Source organism: Cupriavidus basilensis, assembly GCF_008801925.2.
GTDB classification, from domain to species: Bacteria; Pseudomonadota; Gammaproteobacteria; order Burkholderiales; family Burkholderiaceae; genus Cupriavidus; species Cupriavidus basilensis.
In genome coordinates this window covers 1,874,074-1,892,792 of the sequence record NZ_CP062804.1, presented here as the reverse complement: position 1 = coordinate 1,892,792, position 18,719 = coordinate 1,874,074, and the positions used below count along the sequence as shown (strand labels likewise).

Genomic DNA, 18,719 nt, shown 5'->3' with positions numbered 1-18,719 from the left:
GGCTGCTGCGGGTTCCTGGGTGACTTCATTGTTGGCCCGCGCGGATGCGCTGGCAATCCATTTATATTTAGCGAGGCATTAGTTTGACTAATGAAAACCTGAGGGCGGACGTGCGTATCGGCGGGCACTTATGAGTGCCTTGTCATGAGCACCTTGTTATCGTCCTCCTTGCTGAGCTGGCTGCGCTGCTTCGAGGCGTCGGCGCGCCATTGCAACTTCACCCACGCGGCCACGGAACTGTGCGTGACGCAGGGCGCGGTCAGCCAGCAGGTGAAGCAGCTGGAGCAGTGGCTGGACCGGCCCTTGTTCCTGCGCACGCCGCGCGCGCTGGTGCTGACGCCCGAAGGCGAGCGGTTGCGCTTTGTGCTGCGCGAGTCCTTCCAGGCCATCGAGGGCACGCTCACCCAGCTACGCAAGCCGCGCGAGACCGGCCCCATCGCGCTGAGCTGCGCACCGTCGTTTGCCATGCGCTGGCTGACCCCGCGGCTGGGCGATTTTTTCCGTGATCACCCCGAGGTGGGCCTGCGCGTCTACGGCGAGTTCCACGCGCTGGACCGCACCCGGATGGTGCGCGATGGCATCGACGCCGCCGTGCGCTTCGACCTGGGCGGCTATGACGACCTCAAGGCGCGGTTGTTTCTCGACGAATGGCTGCTGCCGGTGGCAAGCCCCGCCTTCCTGGCCGCGCATCCCGAGTTGCGCAGGCCACAGGACCTGAGGGGTGCCTGGCTGCTGCACGACGTGAGCCCGTGGGACGGCGCGCAAGCCTTCGAGGAATGGCGCCACTGGCTGCAGGTGGCGGGGGTGGAGGCAGAGGTGGGCGAACTCGAAGCGGGCCAGCGCTTCAACCTGTCGCAGCTGGCCGTGGGTGCGGCGCTGGCCGGGCAGGGCATCGCGATGGGGCGCTCGGCGCTGGTGCTGGAAGATATCGAGGCCGGCCGGCTGGTTGACCTGTTCGGCATCCATGCGCGCTCGCAGGCGTCCTACTTCTTCGTCTGCGCACATGGGCAGACGTCGCCTATCGCCACGGTGGAGGATTGGCTGGCTGCCGAGGGCGCGCGTTTCGAAGCGGCGCGGGCCAAGGTGCTCGATGTGCAGGCACGCAGCGCGAAGGCCGCGCTCAGGTGACAAAGCGTTCAATCCCCTGCATAGTTTGCGACTTTCGAGCATTCAAGCATTCGAGCTTTCGAGTCACCGATGGAATTTCCTGTCCTGATCCTGGCGCTGGGCGCCGTCGTGGCCGGCTTCGTGCAAGGCTTGTCCGGGTTTGCCTTCGGCATGGTGGCCATGTCCTTCTGGGTCTGGACCGTGGAGCCGCGCCTGGCAGCGACGATGGCGGTGTTCGGCTCGCTGACCGGGCAGGTGGTGGCGGCGGTGACGGTGCGGCGCAGCTTTTCGCCTCGGCAGTTGCTGCCCTTCGTGGCCGGCGGCATCCTGGGCATTCCCATCGGCGTGGCGATCCTGCCTGCGCTCAATCCCAGCGTGTTCAAGGCTTGCCTGGGCGGGCTGCTGGTCATCTGGTGTCCGCTGATGCTGATGTCCAGGCAACTGCCCCACATCCGGGCCGGCGGGCGGGTGGCTGATGGCGTGATCGGCGCGGCCGGGGGCATCATGGGCGGCATCGGCGGCTTTACCGGCGTCATCCCCACGCTGTGGTGCACCCTGCGCGGGCTGGCCAAGGACGAGCAGCGCGCCATCATCCAGAACTTCAACCTGGCCACGCTGGCGGTGACCATGGCGACCTATGTCGGCACCGGCATCGTCACGCGCGACATGTTGCCCATGTTCCTGGTGGTGGGGCCGGCCATGCTGGTGCCCAGCATCCTTGGCGCGCGGCTGTACATCGGCATCAGCGAGATCGCATTTCGCAGGATCGTGCTGAGCCTGCTGACCGCATCCGGCGTGGCGCTGCTGTCTGCCTCGCTGCCGAAGCTGCTGGGCACGTTGCACTGATTGGCCACTGAGCCCTGGGCCGTGCGCGCGGCGGCTCAGGTGTGAAAGGTCTCTGTTTCGGTTTCCGCCTCCGCCTGCACTGGCGCGTCAGAGCCGCCGCGCTCGAATTCCGCGATCACCTGCGCCCCGAGCAGCAGCAAGGTGGCGGCGATTTCCAGGCTCAGCAGGACGACGATCGCGGTGGTGAGCGAGCCATACACCACGCTCACCTGCGACAGCGTGGCGAAGTACCAGACCAGCACGTGCCGCGAGATCTCCCAAAGCAGCGCGGCGCTCACCGCGCCAATCAGCGCATGGCGCACCGACAGGCGGCCCACCGGCATCACCAGGTAGATGGAGGCCAGCAGCAGGATCTCCCCGGCCAGCCCGAGCAGGTAGAGCAGGGTGCCGGAGACACGGTCCAGCGACAGGTCATGGCCCAGCACTTCGACATGCCGCGCGCCTAAGGCCTGCAGGCTGCCCGAGACCACCGTCACCAGCAGCAGGCCGATGCTGAGCACGACGATGTAGCAGTACGGCAGCACCGCCGACACCAGGAAGTGGCGGCGGCGGATCGCCACCCGGTGCACAAAGATCACCGACATGGCGTTCTCCAGCACCGTGAACGCCAGCGAGCTGAAAAAGATCATGCTCGCCAGCAGCACCCAGCCGATCACCCCGCGGTTCGCCAGGAAGTTGGCCAGCTCGTCCACCAAGGCGCGGGATTGCCCCGGCAGCAACCATTCCAGGTAGCGCGACAAGGTGGCCAGCAGCGATTGCGGCTCGATCACATGGGACAGCGCGATCACCATCAGGATCAGCAAGGGCACGATCGACAGCAAGGCGTAGTACGCGACCGCGCCCGCGAGCAGCAAGCCCTGGTTGGCTCGGAAATGGCGGAGCGTGCGCAGTACGAAGCGCCATGGGTGTTTCAGCACCAGCCGGGCGCGCGCGTCGAGTATCTGCATGGCAGGGGATGGGTCAGTTCGTCATGGCAGTGAGGTCACTTTCGCGGCGCATCCGTGTTCTCTCAATGTGGCGCATCGCGCGCCGTACGGCAAGCCGTGGTTGTCCTACACAGGCTTGCGCCATTCTCCGACAGAAACGCCGGCAGGCAAGACTATGCTTGGATAAGGCTTGGCGCGCGCCATGCGCGCATGCCTATTGCCCATTGCCCATTGCCCATTGCCTCGCCGGCATTCACGCGACACGCACGCGACCATCTCGACAGGAACCGCAATCCCATGGCTGATCTGAACGCCAGCCCCGCTGCGCAAAACCAGTCGCCTGTCTGCGCTGACGCCGCAGCTGCGGGCGCATCGGCGACCCAGCCTGCACTGGCCGCAACCCTTCCCGTCGTCCCGGCCAGGCGCGGCGACCTGGCACTAACCATCCTCGCGGTGCTCGCATCGCTCTACACGCTGCACCTGGCCAGCGCTTTCGTGATCCCCGTGGTGCTTGCGGTGGTCGTCGCGTACATGCTTGATCCGCTGGTCACCTTGCTGTGCGGACGGCGCATCCCGCGCGTGCTCGGCGCCTCGCTGGTGTTGCTGGCGCTGCTGGCCGGCGTGGTCTGCTGCGCATACCTGGTGCAGGATCAGGTTGCCGGCCTGATCGACCGTTTGCCGGAAGTGGCCACCAAGCTGTCGCGCTCCGTGGGCGCCTTGCTCAGCGGCGACGACTCGATGGTGCAAAAGATCCGGCGCGCGGCCACGGTGCTGGGTGGCACCGGGCAAGGGCCGCCCGTGCGTGGCTCCCAGATCGTGGTGGAGCGCGCCGGGGATTCGCTCAACAATATGCTGCTGGCAGGTTCGGTCGGCGTCTTTGCCGTCGCCGCGCAGGCCGCGGTGGTGTTGTTCCTCGCCTTCTTCATGCTGGTGTCCGGAGACATGTTCAAGCGCAAGTTCATCAAGATGGCGGGTACCACGCTGTCGCAGAAGAAGATCAGCGTGCACATGCTCGACGAGATCAACCGGCAGATCCAGCGTTATATGGTGATGCTGCTGGTCACCAACGCCATGGTGGGTGCGCTGACCTGGCTCCTGCTGAAATGGCTGCAAGTGGATAACGCCGGCACGTGGTCGTTGGCCGCCGCGGCGTTGCATCTGGTGCCTTACTTCGGTGCGGTGCTCATTGCGGTTTGCATCGGTCTTGCCGCCTTCATGCAGTCGGGCGACTTCGCGCTGGCGGCAATGGCGGCAGGCGGCTCGCTGCTGGTCGCCACGCTGATCGGCGCGCTGGTGACCACCTGGATGACGGGGCGCATGGCCAAGATGAACGCCGTCGCGGTGTTCGTGGTGCTGCTGCTCTTCACCTGGCTATGGGGCACCTGGGGCGTGCTGCTGGCGATTCCCATTGCCGTGATTGCCAAGGTGGTGGCTGACCATGTGGAGGGGCTGGAAGTGGTGGCGGAGTTTCTGGGCGAGTAAGGTTGGCTTAAGTTGGCTTAATCCGCAGCCACAAAGCGCGCCACCAGGGCCGCCACATCGGGTGGGACTGCATCCGCCGCGCACGCCCGCAGATGCAGCGTCTGTCCCGTCGGCAACGTCATGGCCGCATCCCGCTCGCCAAAACGCAGCGTGCCTTCGGCAAACTCGCGCACCTGGCAATCTCCCTGGCTCATCGACACAAACTGCAACGGCAGCGCTTGCCGCGGGCCATTGCCGGCGGCGATCCACAACCACTGGTATTTGCGCGAGCGCGGCGCATCGGCGGGCAAGCCGAGGCGCTTGATTTCCAGCACCGCGCCCGTGGCCGCGGTGAAGGCGAAGAGAATCTGGTAGGGGGCAGAGGCCGCAGGGGGGTGCGTCATGGCTGGCTGGATATCTGCAGGAAACCGGAGCGTGATTCTACCCGCTGCCGAGCTGCGAGCGCGCCGCGCAAGCCGCGCATATCGATAGGCGAACACCTTCATTCCCTGCCCATGGCCGCGGCGCTAACATCGCTGCCAAGCGAGCCGGCATCACAAGTGCCGGTCGCGCTTTGATAACAGCGGCCAGCTTGCGCGCCGCCGCGCATCGGCGCGGCGCGCGAAGCGCCGCAACCCTGAGTGTGGAGCCTGCATGCAACGCCGTAGTCTATTCAAATCCATCGCCCTGGCCGCCGCCATGATCGTGTTGCCGGCCGCGCACGCCGCCGACCAGGTGGTGCGCCTGGGCACCATGAGCGGCCCCGACGCGCAGATCTGGGAGGTCGTGCGGACCGTGGCCAAGCGCAACGGCCTGGACGTGAAGATCATCGAGTTCAACGACTACGCGCAGCCGAATGCGGCGCTGGATGCCGGGGACCTGGACGCCAACAGCTTCCAGCACCAGCCCTTTCTCGACAGCCAGATCGAGGCGCGGCACTACAAGATCGCCAATGTCTGCCTGACGTACGTGGCGCCAATGGGCTTTTACTCGAAGAAGCTCAAGTCGCTGAAGGCACTGCCGGACGGCGCCAAGGTGGGCATCCAGAACGATCCATCCAATGGCAACCGCGCGCTGCTGCTATTGCAGAAAGAGGGTCTGGTCACGCTGCGCGATGGCGTCGGCAAGAACGGCAAGAACGCCACGCCGCTCGATATCAAGGCCAATCCCCGCAAGCTGAAGATCGTGGAACTGGACTCGGCCATCCTGCCGCGCTCGCTCGATGACCTGGCCGTGGCTTCCATCAATACCGATTATGCGGTCAAGGCCGGGCTCAGCCCGGCCAAGGATGCGATTGCCACCGAAGACCTGCGCGGCCCCTATGCCAACCTGATCGCGGTACGCACGCAGGACAAGGACAAGCCGTGGGTCAAGCCGCTGGTGGCGGCCTACCAGTCGCAGGAAGTGCGCGACTTCCTGGCCACGCAGTTCAAGGGCGCGATCCTGCCGGCTTTCTGACGGCGCGCTCTTTCGCGGATAGCGCCGGCTATGCGGCCAGCGCTTCCTCGACAAACAGCAGGCGGTCATTGCCCCAGAACAACTCGTCGCCGACGAAAAAGCTTGGCACACCGAACACGCCGCGTGCAACCGCGGCCTCGGTGGCCTGCTTGAGCGCATCCTTCACCGCCGGGTCATCGATCATCCCCAGCACCTGGCGCGCGTCGAACCCGGCGGCTGTGAGCGCGGCGCCGATCTCGGCGGGGTCGTTCAGGTTACGTTGCTGCTCCCACATGGCGGCGAAGATCGTCTCCACATAGCGGTGGAACGCGGCTTCGTCCTGCAACTGGAAGCCGATCGCGGCGCGCATCAGCGCCAGCGTATTGACCGGGAAATGCGGATTCTGCTGGAGGTTGGCACCGTACCGGCGCGACCAGCGCGCGGTGTCGGTCTTCGACCAGCGGCCCTTGGCGGGGATCTCCGCGGGGCTGTGGTTGCCGGTGGCCTTGAACACGCCGCCCAGCAGGATGGGCCGCCATACGATCTGGGCGCCGGTGCGCTGTGCCACGCGCGGCAATTCCTTGTAGGCCAGGTAGGAATACGGGCTGCCGAAGTCGAAATAGAATTCCACTTGCTTGCTCATGTCGTCGTCTCCGCTTGTTGTGGTGTTTTGTCTTTGGTGCCTTTGATGGCTTTGATGGTTTTCATTGCTTTGAGGCTCTGGCCGGCAGGGCTTACCACGGCTCGATCCACGGGCGGATATCCAGCTCGTGCGTCCACGCGTCGCGCGGCTGCTGGTGCAGCATCCAGTAGGTGTCGGCGATGTGTTCCGGATTGACGATGCCGTCGTCCTGCTTGGTGGCGTAGCGGTCGGGGAAGTTCGAGCGAATGAAGTCGGTGTCGATGGCGGCGTCCACCACCAGGTGCGCCACGTGGATATTCTTCGGCCCCAGCTCTCGCGCCATGCTCTGGGCTAGCGCGCGCAGGGCGTGCTTGGCGCCCGCAAAGGCGCTCATGCCATCGCGCCCGCGCAGGCTGGCGGTAGCACCGGTGAAGAAAATCGAGCCGTGCCCGCGCGGCAGCATCACCCGGGCGGCCTCGCGCCCCATCAGGAAGCCGCCGAAGCAGGCCATCTCCCAGACCTTGAAGTACACGCGGGATGTGGTTTCCAGCACGGAAAACCGCACATTGGCGCCGATATTGAAGATGGCCACCTCCAGCGGCGCGATCTCACGCTCGATGCGCTCGATCAGCGCCACCGTCTCGTCCTCCTTGCGGGCATCGCAGGCAAAGCCGTAGGCCTCGCCGCCCTCGGCGCGGATCTGCTCGACCAGCGGCGTGAGCTTGTCGGCGCTGCGGCGCGTCACGCAGGCGATATAGCCCTCGCGCGCAAAACGCCGAGCAATGGCGCCGCCAGTGGCGTCGCCGGCACCTACCACAAGGATGGCTTTCTTGTTGGACATGACTTGTCTCCAGTCTTGGAATGATCCGCCGGCCATGGCCGGGCGGGCTTTCTGCGTTCGTGCCCACGCTGGCCGCTTCCATCGGAAGTGGATCCGGCATAAGATAAACGATCGTTTAGTAAACGAACGTTATGGTATGAATGCGGGTCGCGTCAAGCGGCATCTGCCCCAGCACAATCTCAGGAACTGCAATGCGTTATTCCGCAACTCACAAAGCTGCCACCCGCGAGCGGGTGCTGGAGGCCAGCGGCGCGCTGGTCAAGCGCGAGGGCTTTGCGTCGACCGGCGTTGACCAGCTGATGGGCGCCGCCGGCCTGACCGGCGGGGCGTTCTACAGCCATTTCGATTCCAAGCAGGCATTGCTGCGCGAAGTGATCGAGCGCGAGCTGCAGCGCAGCCGGGAGCTGTTGCTGCCTGACGGGGAGGGTGGCGATGGCGCCTGGCTGGCAAGAATGCTGGATTGCTACCTCACCATGGGCCATGTGCGGCATCCGGAGACGGGCTGCCCGCTACCCAGCCTGGGCGCGGAGATCGCCCGCGCCGATGTGGACACACGCCAGGCCTGCGAGGACGGCATGGTGGCCATGCAACTGGAACTGGCGCTAAGGCTGGGGAGCGGAGAGGCGGCCTGGGGCGTCATGTCCCAGTGCGTCGGGGCGCTGATGCTGGCGCGCACGGTGGCCAGCCAGGATGTGGCCAGGGAGATATTGAAGGGGGCGCGGACGATGCTGGAGCGTGCGGGTGACTCGCGCGTGTAGCGCAACGCGCTTTGTTCTAACATGCGGGCTGCACATTCAGACAGGACCCCCACCGATGAGGAACGTCATCCTGATTTCCGTTGTTTCGACCTTGCTTGCCTTTGGCAGCGCAGCCTGCGCCCAGGTCGATGACAAGTCCAAGCCCGAGGCGCTGATCCAGACCGTGACGCAGCAGCTACTGCGTGAGGTGCGCACCCGCGCGGTCGCGCCGGGCGATATCCAGCGCATCACGACGATCGTGAACAAGGACATCCTTCCGTACACCGATCTGAACCGCACCACGCAGCTCGCCATGGGCCGTTACTGGCGCACCGCAACGCCGGCGCAGCAGCAACAAGTGGTGGAGCAGTTCAAGCTGCTGCTGATCCACACCTATGCCGGCGCTATCGCGCAACTCCGCCCGGACCAGCAGATCGAGTATCCGCCGTCGCGCATCGAGCCAGCCGAGACGGACGTGGTGGTGCGCACGGTCGCCACCAATATGAAAAGCGGCCAGCCTGTGCAGATCGACTACCGTTTGCACAAGACGCCGGAAGGCTGGCGCGTGTATGACCTGAACGTGCTGGGCGCCTGGCTGGTGCAGACCTACCGGCAGCAATTCAACGACAGGATTCAGCAAAGCGGGGTGGATGGGCTGATCCAGTCGCTGACCGAGCGCAATGAGCGGCTTGTGTCTGGCAGGCAGTAGGGGAGTCCAGGGGGCCATGCTGGCTAAAACCGCCGCATGACCTGGAGGATCAGTCGGCCCGATACCACCGGCCAGAATCCGGGCGCACAGCAGCCCTTGCATCGTTCAGCCAGACTTGCTCGTCATGCAGTTGCGATGAGGTCGAAGGTGCGGTGTCGAAGGCAACCTGAAGTGCGTGCGCCACATGGGTATCTTCGATGGGAAGCTCCCAGGTCAGGAATAGCTGGATGCAATCCTGGTCGGGCGGGAAGTCGCCCGCGTTAAACCCGCTGCTGTGGCGTTGAATCACGCCATGGGGCTGGCAGGTATCGAATATCACCGCCGTACCCCGGGACAGGGGGATTCGAAGATCCAGCGAGGGAAAATGCAAGTCCTGGCCCCTGTCTTCACTCAGGAAGAGATTGCAAAAGGCCGCACCGCCATACTGCGCGCCGTCATGGTGATACCTCGCGCCGCGGCAGGCCATGAGGGCGACGTCGCTGGCGGCAAGCACCCCGGGCAGTCCAAGCGCGCACGCCCAATTGGACACCGCCTGCACGCAGCGCGCGTAGTCCGGCCAGCGCGCCCGCGCTCGCGCCAAGGGCATGGCCTCGACATCCCCGGGTTCCAGGACCATGCGGGACGATATCTCCCTGGCCCAGTCCGCAAGCAGGCGCGCAGGGAGCGCGGGCACGTCGACTGTGCCGGTTAGCACGATGCCACTGACGCATCGACTGCGGATCGCGTCGCCGCTCCAGAAATAGGAGGTGAGGAGGTCTTGTGCTGGATGCGGTTGAGGGCGGTGGTTCATCTGTACCAGTGTCATGCGGCTGTCTCGATACTGTAGCGGATCGGAGCGCGTCGGCCGCTGTTGGCCATGGGTTCAATCGGTCAATGCCGCACACTAAGGGCTGTTAGAACGGGGGCCTGCTGGTAAGCTCGCCGCTTGTAGTGTATTGCGATCATCCACGGGCCGTCTCAGGTAGCTCGCGGATTTCGAACCCCACTTTCGCGAGTGGGGAATCCACGCAACGATAGAAGAATCCTGATCATGGCTCAGCGTCGTATCGTGCTCACAATGCCGGCATCTGCCGCCGTAGCGTTTGAGGCCTTCCATAATCACGAGAAACGGTTGATATGGGACACATTGCTGTCGGTTGCTTATGTGGAGGGCGGCGGGACGCATCCCCACGTAGGTGCCATCACCACGAATCTCGGTCGTGGCTGGAAAAAACTTCTTGGCATGCGAACGCAATTCGTCAGCTACGATCCTCCAAGAACTGCCGCAGCGACCACCATTGCCCCTACCGGCCTGTTCGCATTCTGGGGCGCTTCGATGCGACACCGTGACCTTGGCCATGGCGCCTCGGAGCTGATTTACACGTTCAACATCAAGCTACGCCCCCGGCTGTTGGGGCGCATTCTGGATCCATTCGTGGCCAAGATCTTCGAGTTGGAAACGCGTCGACGCTTTGCTGCAATGGCTGCCTACTTGCGACAACGGAAGCCAGGAGATGACTGACTTCATCGGGGTGGCGCTTTCCGCTGATCGGTTTCATCAAACTGCTATCTGTTGCATCGATCGGTTGAATCCTCACCCAGAAGCAGCCGTCCAATAGGCGCAGCCTGCTGCCGGGGGGGCGGCCGATGCCGCATGGTAGTGTCCCGCCATATCTCCCTCCACACGCTTATTGAGGCCGCAATGAAAGTCAAACGCATCGTTGCAAATATCAGCACGCAAGCCGTAAGCGACGCCAAGGACTTCTACGGGAGCGTATTTGGCCTCGACCTGTTGATGGATCATGGCTGGATTGCCACGTACGGGTCGCCGGAAAGGATGGCAGTGCAGATCAGTTTTGCTTCGCAAGGCGGATCGGACACGCCAACGCCGGATTTATCAATCGAAGTGGACGACATTGCCGCCGCACTTGAGCGTGTGAAGGCGGCAGGGATTCCCATCGAGTACGGCCCGGTCGACGAACCTTGGGGCGTACGGCGCTTCTATGTTCGCGACCCATTTGGCAAGCTGATCAATGTGCTCGCTCACACCTGACGCGCAGTTCTGCCACGGCGGGGGCGAGTGTGCTGACAATGGCAGGCAACCGCAACAGTCAGCCAATTCCCGCCAGCTTTCGGGCGTCGAGCATCATGTTCGCGCCCAGCACAAGCAGAACCGCGCCCATGGCCCAGCGCTGGGCCAGCAGGAGTCCCGGCCGGCGGGACAGGAGCGTTGCCATGCTGCCAGAGCAGATCGCCACGGCGCCGTTGACGGTGGCGAACGCGATAATCAACGAGGACCCGAGCACGAGCGATTGCTCGAGGACGTTGCCGTCCCGATAGTTGATGAACTGCGGCAGGACTGACAGGAAGGTCATCGCCAGCTTGGGATTCAACAGGCTGGTGGTGGCGCCCATCGCAAACAGCCGTCGAGGGCGTTCGTGCGGCAGGTCGCGGACTTCCAGCGGAGAGCGGCCGCCAGGCTTCACGGCCTGCCACGCCAGGTAGAACAGATAGGCCGCGCCCACCGTGCCCAGGATGCTGCTGGCGTAGGGCACGCTCAGGAAAAATGCCGTGATGCCAAACGCCGCGCCAAACATATAGAAAAGGTATCCGAGCATGACGCCAGCCAGCGACACGAGTCCGGCCTTGCGTCCTTGCGCAATGGAGCGTGACATCACGTAGACCATGTTCGGGCCAGGCGTCACGGCTAGCATGCCCCCAACCGCTAAAAATCCGTAGATCGATTCCGTACCGTGCATGTTCGGGGTTCCCCAGTGGACATCGACTGCAGTATCCACCTGGTGAGTAGCCGAGTAAAACGGGTTAAACTGAGGTTTTTGTTCAGATTTTCTGATTAATATGAAAAAGCTCGATCTGGACGTCATCGAGATGGTGGTGGCGGTTGCCGACACCGGATCGTTTGCGCGGGGGGCGCAGACCGTACACCGGTCCGCGTCGGCGGTGAGCATGCAGATCAAGGCGCTTGAGGAGTCGCTTGGCAAGCCGTTGTTTGTGCGGACCACGCGGCACGTGACGATTACCGCCGAGGGAAAGACGCTGCTGGACTATGGCCGTCGCATGCTCGCGATGCGGGAGGAGGCGTGGGCGTCGATCGTGCGCCCGGAGATGAAGGGGCGCGTCACCATCGGCGTGCCTGACGACTACGCGTCATCGTTGCTGCCGTCGGTCCTCAGGCAGTTCGCGGTGGCGCACCCGCGTGTGGAAATCCGGGTGATCGGCATGCCTAGCAGTGCGCTCGTGCCCTTGCTTAATGACAACACGCTCGACCTGGCATGCCTGACCAGAGCCAAGGGCATCGCCGGCGAATTCATTCGCTTCGAGCCGATGGTGTGGGTCGGGTCGGCCGTAAGGAAAGTGTGGAACGAGCGCCCGCTGCCCATCGCCGTTTTCGCCCATGGCAGCACGGCGCGCGCCAATGCCATCAGCGCGCTGCAGCGGGAGAACATCAAATACCGCATGTCCTACGAGAGCCCGAGCCTGCTGGGCCTTGTCAGCATGGTCGAAGCGGGGCTTGCGGTGGCCCCCCTGGCGAGATGCAGCGTACCCGGGCATCTTGTTCAGCTATCCCAGAGCGATGGCTTGCCGCCACTGGCCGAACTCGAAATCGTCCTCGCCCGCAGCTCCCGGTCCGCGCGACCTCCCTGCGATTATCTTGCTGAGCAGATCCTGGTTGAATTGAGAACCTGAGGAGAGCCTGAGCGATCACGCATGGTGAAGCGTCCATCGGCGAATATAGGGGGCTAGGTCAGTCCGTGGCGGGTGATGGCTCAATCGTCGGCGACCTGGCGCGAGCGCCAGCGGCCGTCACTTTGCTTGCAGAACCAGCCAGTCCAGTTGTCTTCCTGGTCCGCCCGCCTGAGCTGCATCTTCAGTTGCCGGCAGGGCTGGCCCTTGTCGGTCTTGCTGCGCAGTGGCGTCAACTGGCCTTCGATGGGCTTGCGCCTGGCTTCCGCCGGGGACGTCCAGGACGCCATGGTGCCATCGGTGCCGTCATTCAGCACCTTGGCTACGCTCTGGGCGAGCGAAGCGGATTCCTTCTGACTCATGTTGCCGATGACCATGCCGTTGATGAAGGTGTCCAGGTAGGCGAGCGCGGGCGCCGGCGCGGCGAGCAGGGCGGCGCAGAGTAGCGTGGTGCGGAGCAATGGGTGCTGGGTCATGGCGCGGTCCTTGGCGGAAGGTCGTAAGCGGCGGGGGCAAGGCACGGCAGCAGGCAACAATGTGCTTGAAACAATGCATGCTGTCGCCTGCGCCAGAAGGACTGGCCTGCCACCTTGCCGCTAACTTAGTCCACGCCGTTGGCAAAAGGCAATACAGACTGTTCGCGCCGAGACTTAAGGAAAATGAATCCGGCCAATGCAGGCTGGGCAGACGGCCTGACGTTAGCGAAGCGCGGGCACGAATTGAAGTGAAAGATCTCGCCGTGTGAATTAAGTCTCATGGCGAACGTGATGTCCGGGATGGGTGGGGCGGGCGGCACTTTCGGCTGATTTCACTTTCTACCCCGTCCGATATGAAATCTTTCAACAGGCATGCCGCGCGGCGCCATTGCGCGCTATGTTCAACTCCGAAGTACCGCTGCGTGCCGCGTGCCCCGGTGGCCTCCGAGTTATTTCGTATCCACGCTTTTTCACTTGTCAGGACAGCCATGCCTAATCGTCGGTTGATTTCCCGTTCCCTGCACGCGCTGAGCCTCCTTGGCGCGGCCATGCTTTTCGCACCGCTCGTCCACGCCGCGCCGCCGGGCCCCGTCGGCATGGCGGAGGAAACCGTGGTCTCCGGGCGCATCGTTTCGATCGACCCGGAATCGAAGGCGGTGCTGGTGCAAGGCCCGCGCGGCAATGTCGCCGAGCTGATCGGTGGCGATGAAGTCAAGAATTTCAAGCAGATCAAGAAGGGCGACATGGTCACGCTGACGCGCGCGGCGGCCGTGGTCACCATGCTGGAGCCGGTCGATAGCAAGGACACGGCGCTGGCGGAGTCGGTGGAGCGCACCGCGCGCGCTGGCGAGGGCGACAAGCCCGGCTTTGCGCGCGAGATCACAACCACGGTGACGGCGGAGATCACCAAGGTCGATGCGAAGAACCGTACCGTGACTTTCCGTGGCCCGCGCGAGACGCTGCGCACGGTGAAAGTCCAGGATCCCGGCATCGACCTGGGCAAGCTCAAGGCGGGCCGCCTGGCCAAGATCGTCTATCGCGAGGTCATCTCGATTGTGGTGACGTCGCCGCCGAAGTCGTAAGGCGCGCTGGCATCGACAGTGATCCCGCGGCGCTGCGTGGCCGCGGGATTTTTCTTTTGGCTTATTGTGGCGCCAGGCTAGCGGTGAAAGCCGCCCATGCGCCGCCCGCCACCGGCACCGCCAAAGCTGCGGCCACCCGCACCGCCGCTGCTCCATTGGCGGGACTGGGACGCCTGCCCGAACCGTTCCTGTCCCACGTCGCGCGCCTGGCGCTGCTGGTCCAGCCGTCCCGTGACATCCGGGCTGGCCTGCACAGGCTCCCAGCCGCCCTGCGTATGCTTTTGCCAGCCGCCGTCCTGGGTGTGCTGGTAGACGTTGCCGTCGTGCCCGGCATACACGTCGCCATTGTTCCAGGCCACCGCATTGCCCTTGTCCCGGTTGACCACCACGCCCTTGCCGGCTGCCTCGTGCTGGCCGGTCTGCGTATTGCCGGCCACGCCAATCTCGGCCGCGCCGGCGCGCCCGGTCTGTGCGTTGTAGCCCGCTACCTGGCGTGCGCCAGCGTAGTTGCCGGTGTACGCGTTGCCGGCGATTGCGCCGCGCCCGGCCCCGCTGCGCCCGGTCGATGGGTTCGAGAACGAGCCTTGCCGTCCTGCCGCCGCATTGCCGCTGTAGGGGTTGAACGCGGCGCCCTGGCTGCCCTGGTAGCGTGCGCCGGTGGCCGGGTTGTAGCCGGCGCCAGCGGTGCCGCGCCATTGCGTGCCAGTCCAGGCGTTGTAGCCCGAGGCGTGCGTCACGGTGCCCTGGCCCCAGCGCCCGTAGAAGTTGGCCGTGTTGACGTTGACGTAGTTCCAGTAACCGCCGCCCCAATAGGGGCCCCAGTAAGGCGCGGCGGCGCCCCAGATCGCGCCCACCGCGAAGCCGAAGGCGAACCCTTCGGCGGTGCCCAGCGCAAAGCCCGCGCCGTAGCCGTAGGTGGGCGGATAGCCGTAGTACACGGTGCCCACGTATGGCGGGTAGACGTAGCCCGTGCCATAGACCACGGTGCCATCCGGGGCTACCACCACGCCCATGTAGCCCGGCGTATAGCCGACCACCACGGTATCCGGCGTCACGGAGTAGATGCGCACATAGGTGACGTAATGCAGCGGCGAACTGGTGGGGATGGTGTAGATCACGCCAGGCACTTCGGTGGCAACGCGCCAGGGGCCGGTGGGCGCCGTGGCGGCGAACCACACGCCGTTGGACACGGCGTAGAAGTGCTCGCCGTCGACCTGCAGCACCGGCGTGGCAGCGTTTACCGCGTAGTTCAGCGAGGTGCCGGCAATGGGCGTGAAGCGCGGCGCGCCGTCGAAGGCGACCGTGATCGTTGCCTTGGCGCGCGACACCGACGCGGTCTGCGGGATGTTGGCGGCGATCTGCGCCTCGCGTGCCTGCGGGGTGCCCGGAACCGACACCAGCACGTTGGCCTTGGGATCCTGCGGCGGGATCTTGGCGAAGTCCGCCGGCAGTTCGCTGCCTGGCACGAACTGCCACGGACCATCGAAGCCCGGCGCGCGGAACCAGCGCCCGGAGATCAGCACGTAGTAGCGGTTGGAATTGGGATCGACGAACACCGCGCGATCGGTGTTGGTGACTGTCAGCAGCACGACGCCGGCCACCGGCGCGAGCTTGGGCGTGCCGTCGATGACGATCAGCTCGGTGGGCACGGTGGACACCAGCACCGCCGGCGGGTTGGCGGCGCGCTTGCCGTCGGCCGGCAGCATCGGGTCGGCCTTGACGCCGGCCTGTGCCTTTGCCGCGGCGGCGCTTAGCGCTTGCGGCGGGCTGGCCAGCACAGTCCAGGGGCCGGCCAGCGCCGCGGCGCTGTACCAGTAGCCTGCGGCCTGCAGGTAGAGCTTGCCGCTGTTGTCGCGCAGCAGCAGCGCGCGGCTGTTCAGCGCGTGCTGGTAGCGCGTGCCGCTCACGTCGCGCCAGGCCGGCTCGCCATCCACCATCGCCAGCAAGGTGGGCGTGGAGGCGAACACGATCTGCGGCGCATCGTTCTTCACCGGCACGCCGGGCGCCTTGGCCTGCTCCTGCGCGACGGCGTAGCTGGCCTGCAGCTCATCGAGCGGCACCGTCATGCCGCCTTTGGGCAGGCGCGCCACCAGGGCCGTGCGCACCGCGTCGGCGGCGTTGGGGTTGGTGGGGACCTCGACACTGGTGAACTCGATGTCGCGCAGCTGCACCAGGCCAGAGGTCTTGTCGATATCGGCGTGCGCGGCGAAATGCGCGACGCCGTAAGTGGGTGAGCCATCCTTGGCGCCGATGGCTACCGCCGCGCGGCCGGATAGCTTGTCGCCATCCCACTGTTCGACCTGCGGCTGGTAGATCTCGATATGCTGCGACGCAGCGTCGAAGTTGCGCGGCCAGGTCAGGGGCGCCGTGGGCTTGGGCGGGTTGGCCGCCTGCGCGGGGGGCAAGCCCAGCGCCAGGCAGCAGGCTGCCAGCAGGATGCGCAGGCGCGGCGCAGGCTTGCGTGCGCAGGTGGTGGTCGGCTTGGACATGGGGGCGGCTCCTTGTCGATGAAATGGAGTAGGCGGCTAGCCTGGTGGCCGGCGGCCGTGACGGTGGCGCGGCGGCTCAGTGCCAGGCGCTGCCCACCTGCACGTAGAAAGCGTTCTGGTCCTTGCTATGGGCGACGTCGATGCCGATTGACAGGCCCAGCTTGCGCGCAATCAGGTAGCGAAAACCGCCCCCCACGCTGTACACGGTGGCTGCATCGGAAAAGCTGTGCCACTTGCCGTAGGCCTTGCCCGCGCCGGTGAAGCCCAGCAGCGACCAGCGCGGGGTCATCTCCCAGCGCAGTTCCATCTCGGTGGCGAGCGCGTTGCGGTCCTGGTAGCGTCCTTTTGACACGCCGCGCAGATCGACGAACGGCTGCGCATAGAAGGGGATGTCGCCGGTGGAGAAGCGGCCGTCGGCACGCAGCCCGAGGATCCACGTGCGTGCCAGCGGCAGCCAGGTAAAGCCCCGCGCGTTGTACATATTGAAGGCCTGCGTGCTGCCGAATCCGCCGCGCGCGAACTGCGCTTCCAGCTCGGCGTAGCTGCCACGGCTGGGATAGAAGATGTTGTCGCGCGAGTCGTAGTCGACCACCAGGCCGCCTTTGCCGATACGCTGGTCGCGCTCGAAGCCGCCCAGCTCGGTGGCCACCTGGCCCTTGAAGGTGGCCTTTGAGTCGAACAGCACGTAGCGCGGCCCTACGTACCAGCGGGAGTCGCCCAGGCGCACCATGAACTGCTGCACCAGCATCAGTCCCTCCAGCGCATAGGCCCGCGCCTGGTTCAACAGGCCGTAGTAGTCGAGCTGCGCGTCGACCTTGGCGATGGCGCCCAGGTAACGGTAGCGGTCGCCATCCCAGGTATGGAAGTGGGCGGCGCCGGCGCCCCAGGTGCCGTTTGCCGTATAGGCGCCGCCCACGGCAGTGATGTTGGGCGGGGCTGGGCCCTTGCCGGTGGATTGCGCTTTCTCGGCTGCATCCTTCATCGATTCGGAGAAGAACACCAGCCCCAGGCCGCCGCCGTAGCCGACGGCAGGCTCGGTGATGAGGGTCGGCACCGGCAGCGCGCCCTTGTGGTTGAGCAGGTAGTCGCTCGCGTCAAACTTGCCGTCCTGCGGATCGGTGAAGCTAAGGCTCTTTGCAGACTTCGCTGTCGTCTCTGGCGCCTGGTCGCCTGCCGGCGCTGCTTGTGCCTGTGCGGTTGGCGCATTGAGCGCCATGAGGGCAATGACAAGGATGGTCGGCGCGCAAGAGAACCGGTTCGGTATTGGCATGGGCAAGCGTTGGGCAAGCGATCGGCTTTGCGTGGCAGGCGCCGCCACGTCCCGCTACCTTATGCCATCCCCCTGCGACGCGGACGCCACGCAAAAACTTTCAGATCGCGCACGAAAAGGACTGAATACCGGTTACGTGCACGCTGTGGCAGCATCGCCCCTGCGTGACTGATGCGCCAGCCGAGTCCTTCGGCTGGTGGCCAGTGGCCGAATTGCGGGGAACGAGACGATGAGGACCACTTTGCTGCGCTGCGGCCCTGCCGCGATGCTCGCTTTGACGCTAGGCGTCGCGCCGGGGCTGCACGCGCAATCTGCCGCGGACGACGCCAACAAGAGCAACAACCCGCTTAATCCGGCGCCTTCGCTCAACCTGCAGAACTATTACTCGCCACGGGTGTACGACACCAACGTGCACACCAACGATTTCCTGCTGCGCGGCACGCTCCCGGTGCTGCCCGGCAAGCTGGTGGGCGTGCCGCAGATCCTGCGCGCCACGGTGCCGGTGAGCACACGCCCGCAGGCCGATGGCAGCTACACCACGGGCCTTGGCGACATCAATATCTTCGACATCTTCTTGCTCAAGGAACACGGCACCCAGATCGGCGTGGGGCCGCTGCTGACCATGCCGACGGCGACTTCGCCGGAGCTCGGCACGGGCAAATGGCAGGCTGGCCTGGCCGCGGTGGTGGTGGATCCCAGCCCGGCGCGGCTGCTGGGCGCCTTGGTCCAATGGCAGCATTCCTTTGCCGGGCAGAGTGCGCGCCCGACCGTGCAGACGCTGACTTTCCAGCCTTTCGGCATCTTTAATTTCCCGGGCGGCTGGTACGTGCGCTCCACGGGGGTGTGGACATTCAACCTGCAAAACGACGCGTACTACGTCCCCGTGGGTCTCGGCGTTGGCAAGGCCTGGAAAGAGGGCAAGACCATCATGAATGCGTTTATCGAACCGCAGTACTCGGTGGCGCACCACGGTCCGGGGCAACCACAGTGGACGGTGTTTGCCGGACTGAACATGACATTCGGCAAATAGGG

At 65.0% G+C, this 18,719-nt stretch carries 20 protein-coding genes; 11 read left to right on the top strand and 9 right to left on the bottom strand.

Features of this window, described 5'->3' with window-relative positions; all coding sequences use genetic code 11:
* The first annotated feature begins 144 nt into the window (after positions 1-144).
* Both F7R26_RS29270 and F7R26_RS29265 read left to right on the top strand, forming a co-directional pair.
* Positions 145-1,128, top strand: a complete 984-nt coding sequence (locus F7R26_RS29270; protein ID WP_150985592.1) for a LysR substrate-binding domain-containing protein — start codon at positions 145-147, stop codon at positions 1,126-1,128.
* A gap of 69 nt (positions 1,129-1,197) precedes the next feature.
* Entirely contained in the window at positions 1,198-1,953 is a 756-nt protein-coding gene (locus F7R26_RS29265; RefSeq protein WP_150985591.1) for a sulfite exporter TauE/SafE family protein, read from the top strand.
* 35 nt (positions 1,954-1,988) lie between these two features.
* On the opposite strand, the gene F7R26_RS29260 is transcribed toward F7R26_RS29265, so the two are convergent.
* Positions 1,989-2,900, bottom strand: a complete 912-nt coding sequence (locus F7R26_RS29260) for a YihY/virulence factor BrkB family protein (RefSeq protein WP_150985590.1) — start codon at positions 2,898-2,900, stop codon at positions 1,989-1,991.
* 276 nt (positions 2,901-3,176) lie between these two features.
* Between F7R26_RS29260 and F7R26_RS29255 the strand changes: the two genes are divergently transcribed.
* Positions 3,177-4,361 (top strand): AI-2E family transporter, encoded by a 1,185-nt coding sequence (locus tag F7R26_RS29255; protein WP_150985589.1) that lies wholly within the window; start codon positions 3,177-3,179, stop codon positions 4,359-4,361.
* 17 nt (positions 4,362-4,378) lie between these two features.
* On the opposite strand, the gene F7R26_RS29250 is transcribed toward F7R26_RS29255, so the two are convergent.
* Positions 4,379-4,744, bottom strand: coding sequence for a hypothetical protein (locus F7R26_RS29250; RefSeq protein ID WP_150985588.1), 366 nt, complete (start codon positions 4,742-4,744; stop codon positions 4,379-4,381).
* A 250-nt stretch (positions 4,745-4,994) separates the two neighbouring features.
* Here F7R26_RS29250 and F7R26_RS29245 point away from each other — a divergent pair, with 250 nt between their 5' ends.
* Entirely contained in the window at positions 4,995-5,798 is an 804-nt protein-coding gene (locus F7R26_RS29245; RefSeq protein WP_150985587.1) for a MetQ/NlpA family ABC transporter substrate-binding protein, read from the top strand.
* 28 nt (positions 5,799-5,826) lie between these two features.
* Here the strand turns inward: F7R26_RS29245 and F7R26_RS29240 are convergent, their stop codons facing one another.
* Together F7R26_RS29240 and F7R26_RS29235 are read right to left on the bottom strand one after the other, a co-directional pair.
* A complete protein-coding gene (locus tag F7R26_RS29240; protein ID WP_150985586.1) occupies positions 5,827-6,420 on the bottom strand; it encodes a 2-hydroxychromene-2-carboxylate isomerase in 594 nt (197 codons plus the stop codon).
* 91 nt (positions 6,421-6,511) lie between these two features.
* Positions 6,512-7,240, bottom strand: a complete 729-nt coding sequence (locus tag F7R26_RS29235) for an SDR family oxidoreductase (protein WP_150985585.1) — start codon at positions 7,238-7,240, stop codon at positions 6,512-6,514.
* Between the two features lie 191 nt (positions 7,241-7,431).
* On the opposite strand from F7R26_RS29235, the gene F7R26_RS29230 reads away from it, so the two are divergent.
* Together F7R26_RS29230 and F7R26_RS29225 are read left to right on the top strand one after the other, a co-directional pair.
* Positions 7,432-7,998, top strand: a complete 567-nt coding sequence (locus tag F7R26_RS29230; protein WP_150985584.1) for a TetR/AcrR family transcriptional regulator — start codon at positions 7,432-7,434, stop codon at positions 7,996-7,998.
* A 55-nt stretch (positions 7,999-8,053) separates the two neighbouring features.
* A complete protein-coding gene (locus tag F7R26_RS29225; RefSeq protein ID WP_150985583.1) occupies positions 8,054-8,686 on the top strand; it encodes an MlaC/ttg2D family ABC transporter substrate-binding protein in 633 nt (210 codons plus the stop codon).
* Positions 8,687-8,735: 49 nt separating this feature from the next.
* On the opposite strand, the gene F7R26_RS29220 is transcribed toward F7R26_RS29225, so the two are convergent.
* A complete protein-coding gene (locus F7R26_RS29220) occupies positions 8,736-9,476 on the bottom strand; it encodes a hypothetical protein (RefSeq protein ID WP_150985634.1) in 741 nt (246 codons plus the stop codon).
* 240 nt (positions 9,477-9,716) lie between these two features.
* On the opposite strand from F7R26_RS29220, the gene F7R26_RS29215 reads away from it, so the two are divergent.
* On the top strand, positions 9,717-10,187 hold the full coding sequence (locus tag F7R26_RS29215; RefSeq protein ID WP_150985582.1) for an SRPBCC family protein: 471 nt from the start codon (positions 9,717-9,719) through the stop codon (positions 10,185-10,187).
* Positions 10,188-10,367: 180 nt separating this feature from the next.
* Positions 10,368-10,718, top strand: coding sequence for a VOC family protein (locus F7R26_RS29210; RefSeq protein ID WP_150985581.1), 351 nt, complete (start codon positions 10,368-10,370; stop codon positions 10,716-10,718).
* A gap of 58 nt (positions 10,719-10,776) precedes the next feature.
* Here F7R26_RS29210 and F7R26_RS29205 read toward each other — a convergent pair whose 3' ends face one another.
* A complete protein-coding gene (locus tag F7R26_RS29205; protein WP_150985633.1) occupies positions 10,777-11,424 on the bottom strand; it encodes a LysE family translocator in 648 nt (215 codons plus the stop codon).
* 100 nt (positions 11,425-11,524) lie between these two features.
* Between F7R26_RS29205 and F7R26_RS29200 the strand changes: the two genes are divergently transcribed.
* Entirely contained in the window at positions 11,525-12,373 is an 849-nt protein-coding gene (locus tag F7R26_RS29200) for a LysR substrate-binding domain-containing protein (RefSeq protein ID WP_150985580.1), read from the top strand.
* Positions 12,374-12,453: 80 nt separating this feature from the next.
* Here the strand turns inward: F7R26_RS29200 and F7R26_RS29195 are convergent, their stop codons facing one another.
* Entirely contained in the window at positions 12,454-12,846 is a 393-nt protein-coding gene (locus tag F7R26_RS29195) for a hypothetical protein (RefSeq protein ID WP_150985579.1), read from the bottom strand.
* A gap of 548 nt (positions 12,847-13,394) precedes the next feature.
* On the opposite strand from F7R26_RS29195, the gene F7R26_RS29190 reads away from it, so the two are divergent.
* The gene (locus F7R26_RS29190; RefSeq protein ID WP_241754575.1) at positions 13,395-13,928 is read left to right on the top strand and encodes a hypothetical protein; all 534 of its coding nucleotides are present in this window, start codon (positions 13,395-13,397) and stop codon (positions 13,926-13,928) included.
* A gap of 77 nt (positions 13,929-14,005) precedes the next feature.
* On the opposite strand, the gene F7R26_RS29185 is transcribed toward F7R26_RS29190, so the two are convergent.
* Both F7R26_RS29185 and F7R26_RS29180 read right to left on the bottom strand, forming a co-directional pair.
* Positions 14,006-16,417, bottom strand: coding sequence for a DUF3300 domain-containing protein (locus tag F7R26_RS29185; protein ID WP_150985578.1), 2,412 nt, complete (start codon positions 16,415-16,417; stop codon positions 14,006-14,008).
* Positions 16,418-16,493: 76 nt separating this feature from the next.
* Positions 16,494-17,687, bottom strand: coding sequence for a BamA/TamA family outer membrane protein (locus F7R26_RS29180; protein WP_170301847.1), 1,194 nt, complete (start codon positions 17,685-17,687; stop codon positions 16,494-16,496).
* Positions 17,688-17,916: 229 nt separating this feature from the next.
* Here F7R26_RS29180 and F7R26_RS29175 point away from each other — a divergent pair, with 229 nt between their 5' ends.
* Complete coding sequence (locus F7R26_RS29175; RefSeq protein WP_241754574.1) at positions 17,917-18,717, top strand: hypothetical protein; 801 nt, start codon at positions 17,917-17,919, stop codon at positions 18,715-18,717.
* The last annotated feature ends 2 nt before the right edge of the window (positions 18,718-18,719 follow it).

Bases quoted from the DNA above. Each gene is read 5' to 3' on its own strand.
- F7R26_RS29225 (WP_150985583.1), top strand. From the start codon at position 8,054: ATGAGGAACGTCATCCTGATTTCCGTTGTTTCGACCTTGCTTGCCTTT.
- F7R26_RS29220 (WP_150985634.1), bottom strand. From the start codon at position 9,476: ATGAACCACCGCCCTCAACCGCATCCAGCACAAGACCTCCTCACCTCC.
- F7R26_RS29245 (WP_150985587.1), top strand. From the start codon at position 4,995: ATGCAACGCCGTAGTCTATTCAAATCCATCGCCCTGGCCGCCGCCATG.
- F7R26_RS29195 (WP_150985579.1), bottom strand. From the start codon at position 12,846: ATGACCCAGCACCCATTGCTCCGCACCACGCTACTCTGCGCCGCCCTG.
- F7R26_RS29235 (WP_150985585.1), bottom strand. From the start codon at position 7,240: ATGTCCAACAAGAAAGCCATCCTTGTGGTAGGTGCCGGCGACGCCACT.
- F7R26_RS29255 (WP_150985589.1), top strand. From the start codon at position 3,177: ATGGCTGATCTGAACGCCAGCCCCGCTGCGCAAAACCAGTCGCCTGTC.
- F7R26_RS29270 (WP_150985592.1), top strand. From the start codon at position 145: ATGAGCACCTTGTTATCGTCCTCCTTGCTGAGCTGGCTGCGCTGCTTC.
- F7R26_RS29230 (WP_150985584.1), top strand. From the start codon at position 7,432: ATGCGTTATTCCGCAACTCACAAAGCTGCCACCCGCGAGCGGGTGCTG.
- F7R26_RS29240 (WP_150985586.1), bottom strand. From the start codon at position 6,420: ATGAGCAAGCAAGTGGAATTCTATTTCGACTTCGGCAGCCCGTATTCC.
- F7R26_RS29175 (WP_241754574.1), top strand. From the start codon at position 17,917: ATGAGGACCACTTTGCTGCGCTGCGGCCCTGCCGCGATGCTCGCTTTG.
- F7R26_RS29215 (WP_150985582.1), top strand. From the start codon at position 9,717: ATGGCTCAGCGTCGTATCGTGCTCACAATGCCGGCATCTGCCGCCGTA.
- F7R26_RS29265 (WP_150985591.1), top strand. From the start codon at position 1,198: ATGGAATTTCCTGTCCTGATCCTGGCGCTGGGCGCCGTCGTGGCCGGC.
- F7R26_RS29180 (WP_170301847.1), bottom strand. From the start codon at position 17,687: ATGCCAATACCGAACCGGTTCTCTTGCGCGCCGACCATCCTTGTCATT.
- F7R26_RS29185 (WP_150985578.1), bottom strand. From the start codon at position 16,417: ATGTCCAAGCCGACCACCACCTGCGCACGCAAGCCTGCGCCGCGCCTG.
- F7R26_RS29190 (WP_241754575.1), top strand. From the start codon at position 13,395: ATGCTTTTCGCACCGCTCGTCCACGCCGCGCCGCCGGGCCCCGTCGGC.
- F7R26_RS29200 (WP_150985580.1), top strand. From the start codon at position 11,525: ATGAAAAAGCTCGATCTGGACGTCATCGAGATGGTGGTGGCGGTTGCC.
- F7R26_RS29250 (WP_150985588.1), bottom strand. From the start codon at position 4,744: ATGACGCACCCCCCTGCGGCCTCTGCCCCCTACCAGATTCTCTTCGCC.
- F7R26_RS29210 (WP_150985581.1), top strand. From the start codon at position 10,368: ATGAAAGTCAAACGCATCGTTGCAAATATCAGCACGCAAGCCGTAAGC.
- F7R26_RS29260 (WP_150985590.1), bottom strand. From the start codon at position 2,900: ATGCAGATACTCGACGCGCGCGCCCGGCTGGTGCTGAAACACCCATGG.
- F7R26_RS29205 (WP_150985633.1), bottom strand. From the start codon at position 11,424: ATGCACGGTACGGAATCGATCTACGGATTTTTAGCGGTTGGGGGCATG.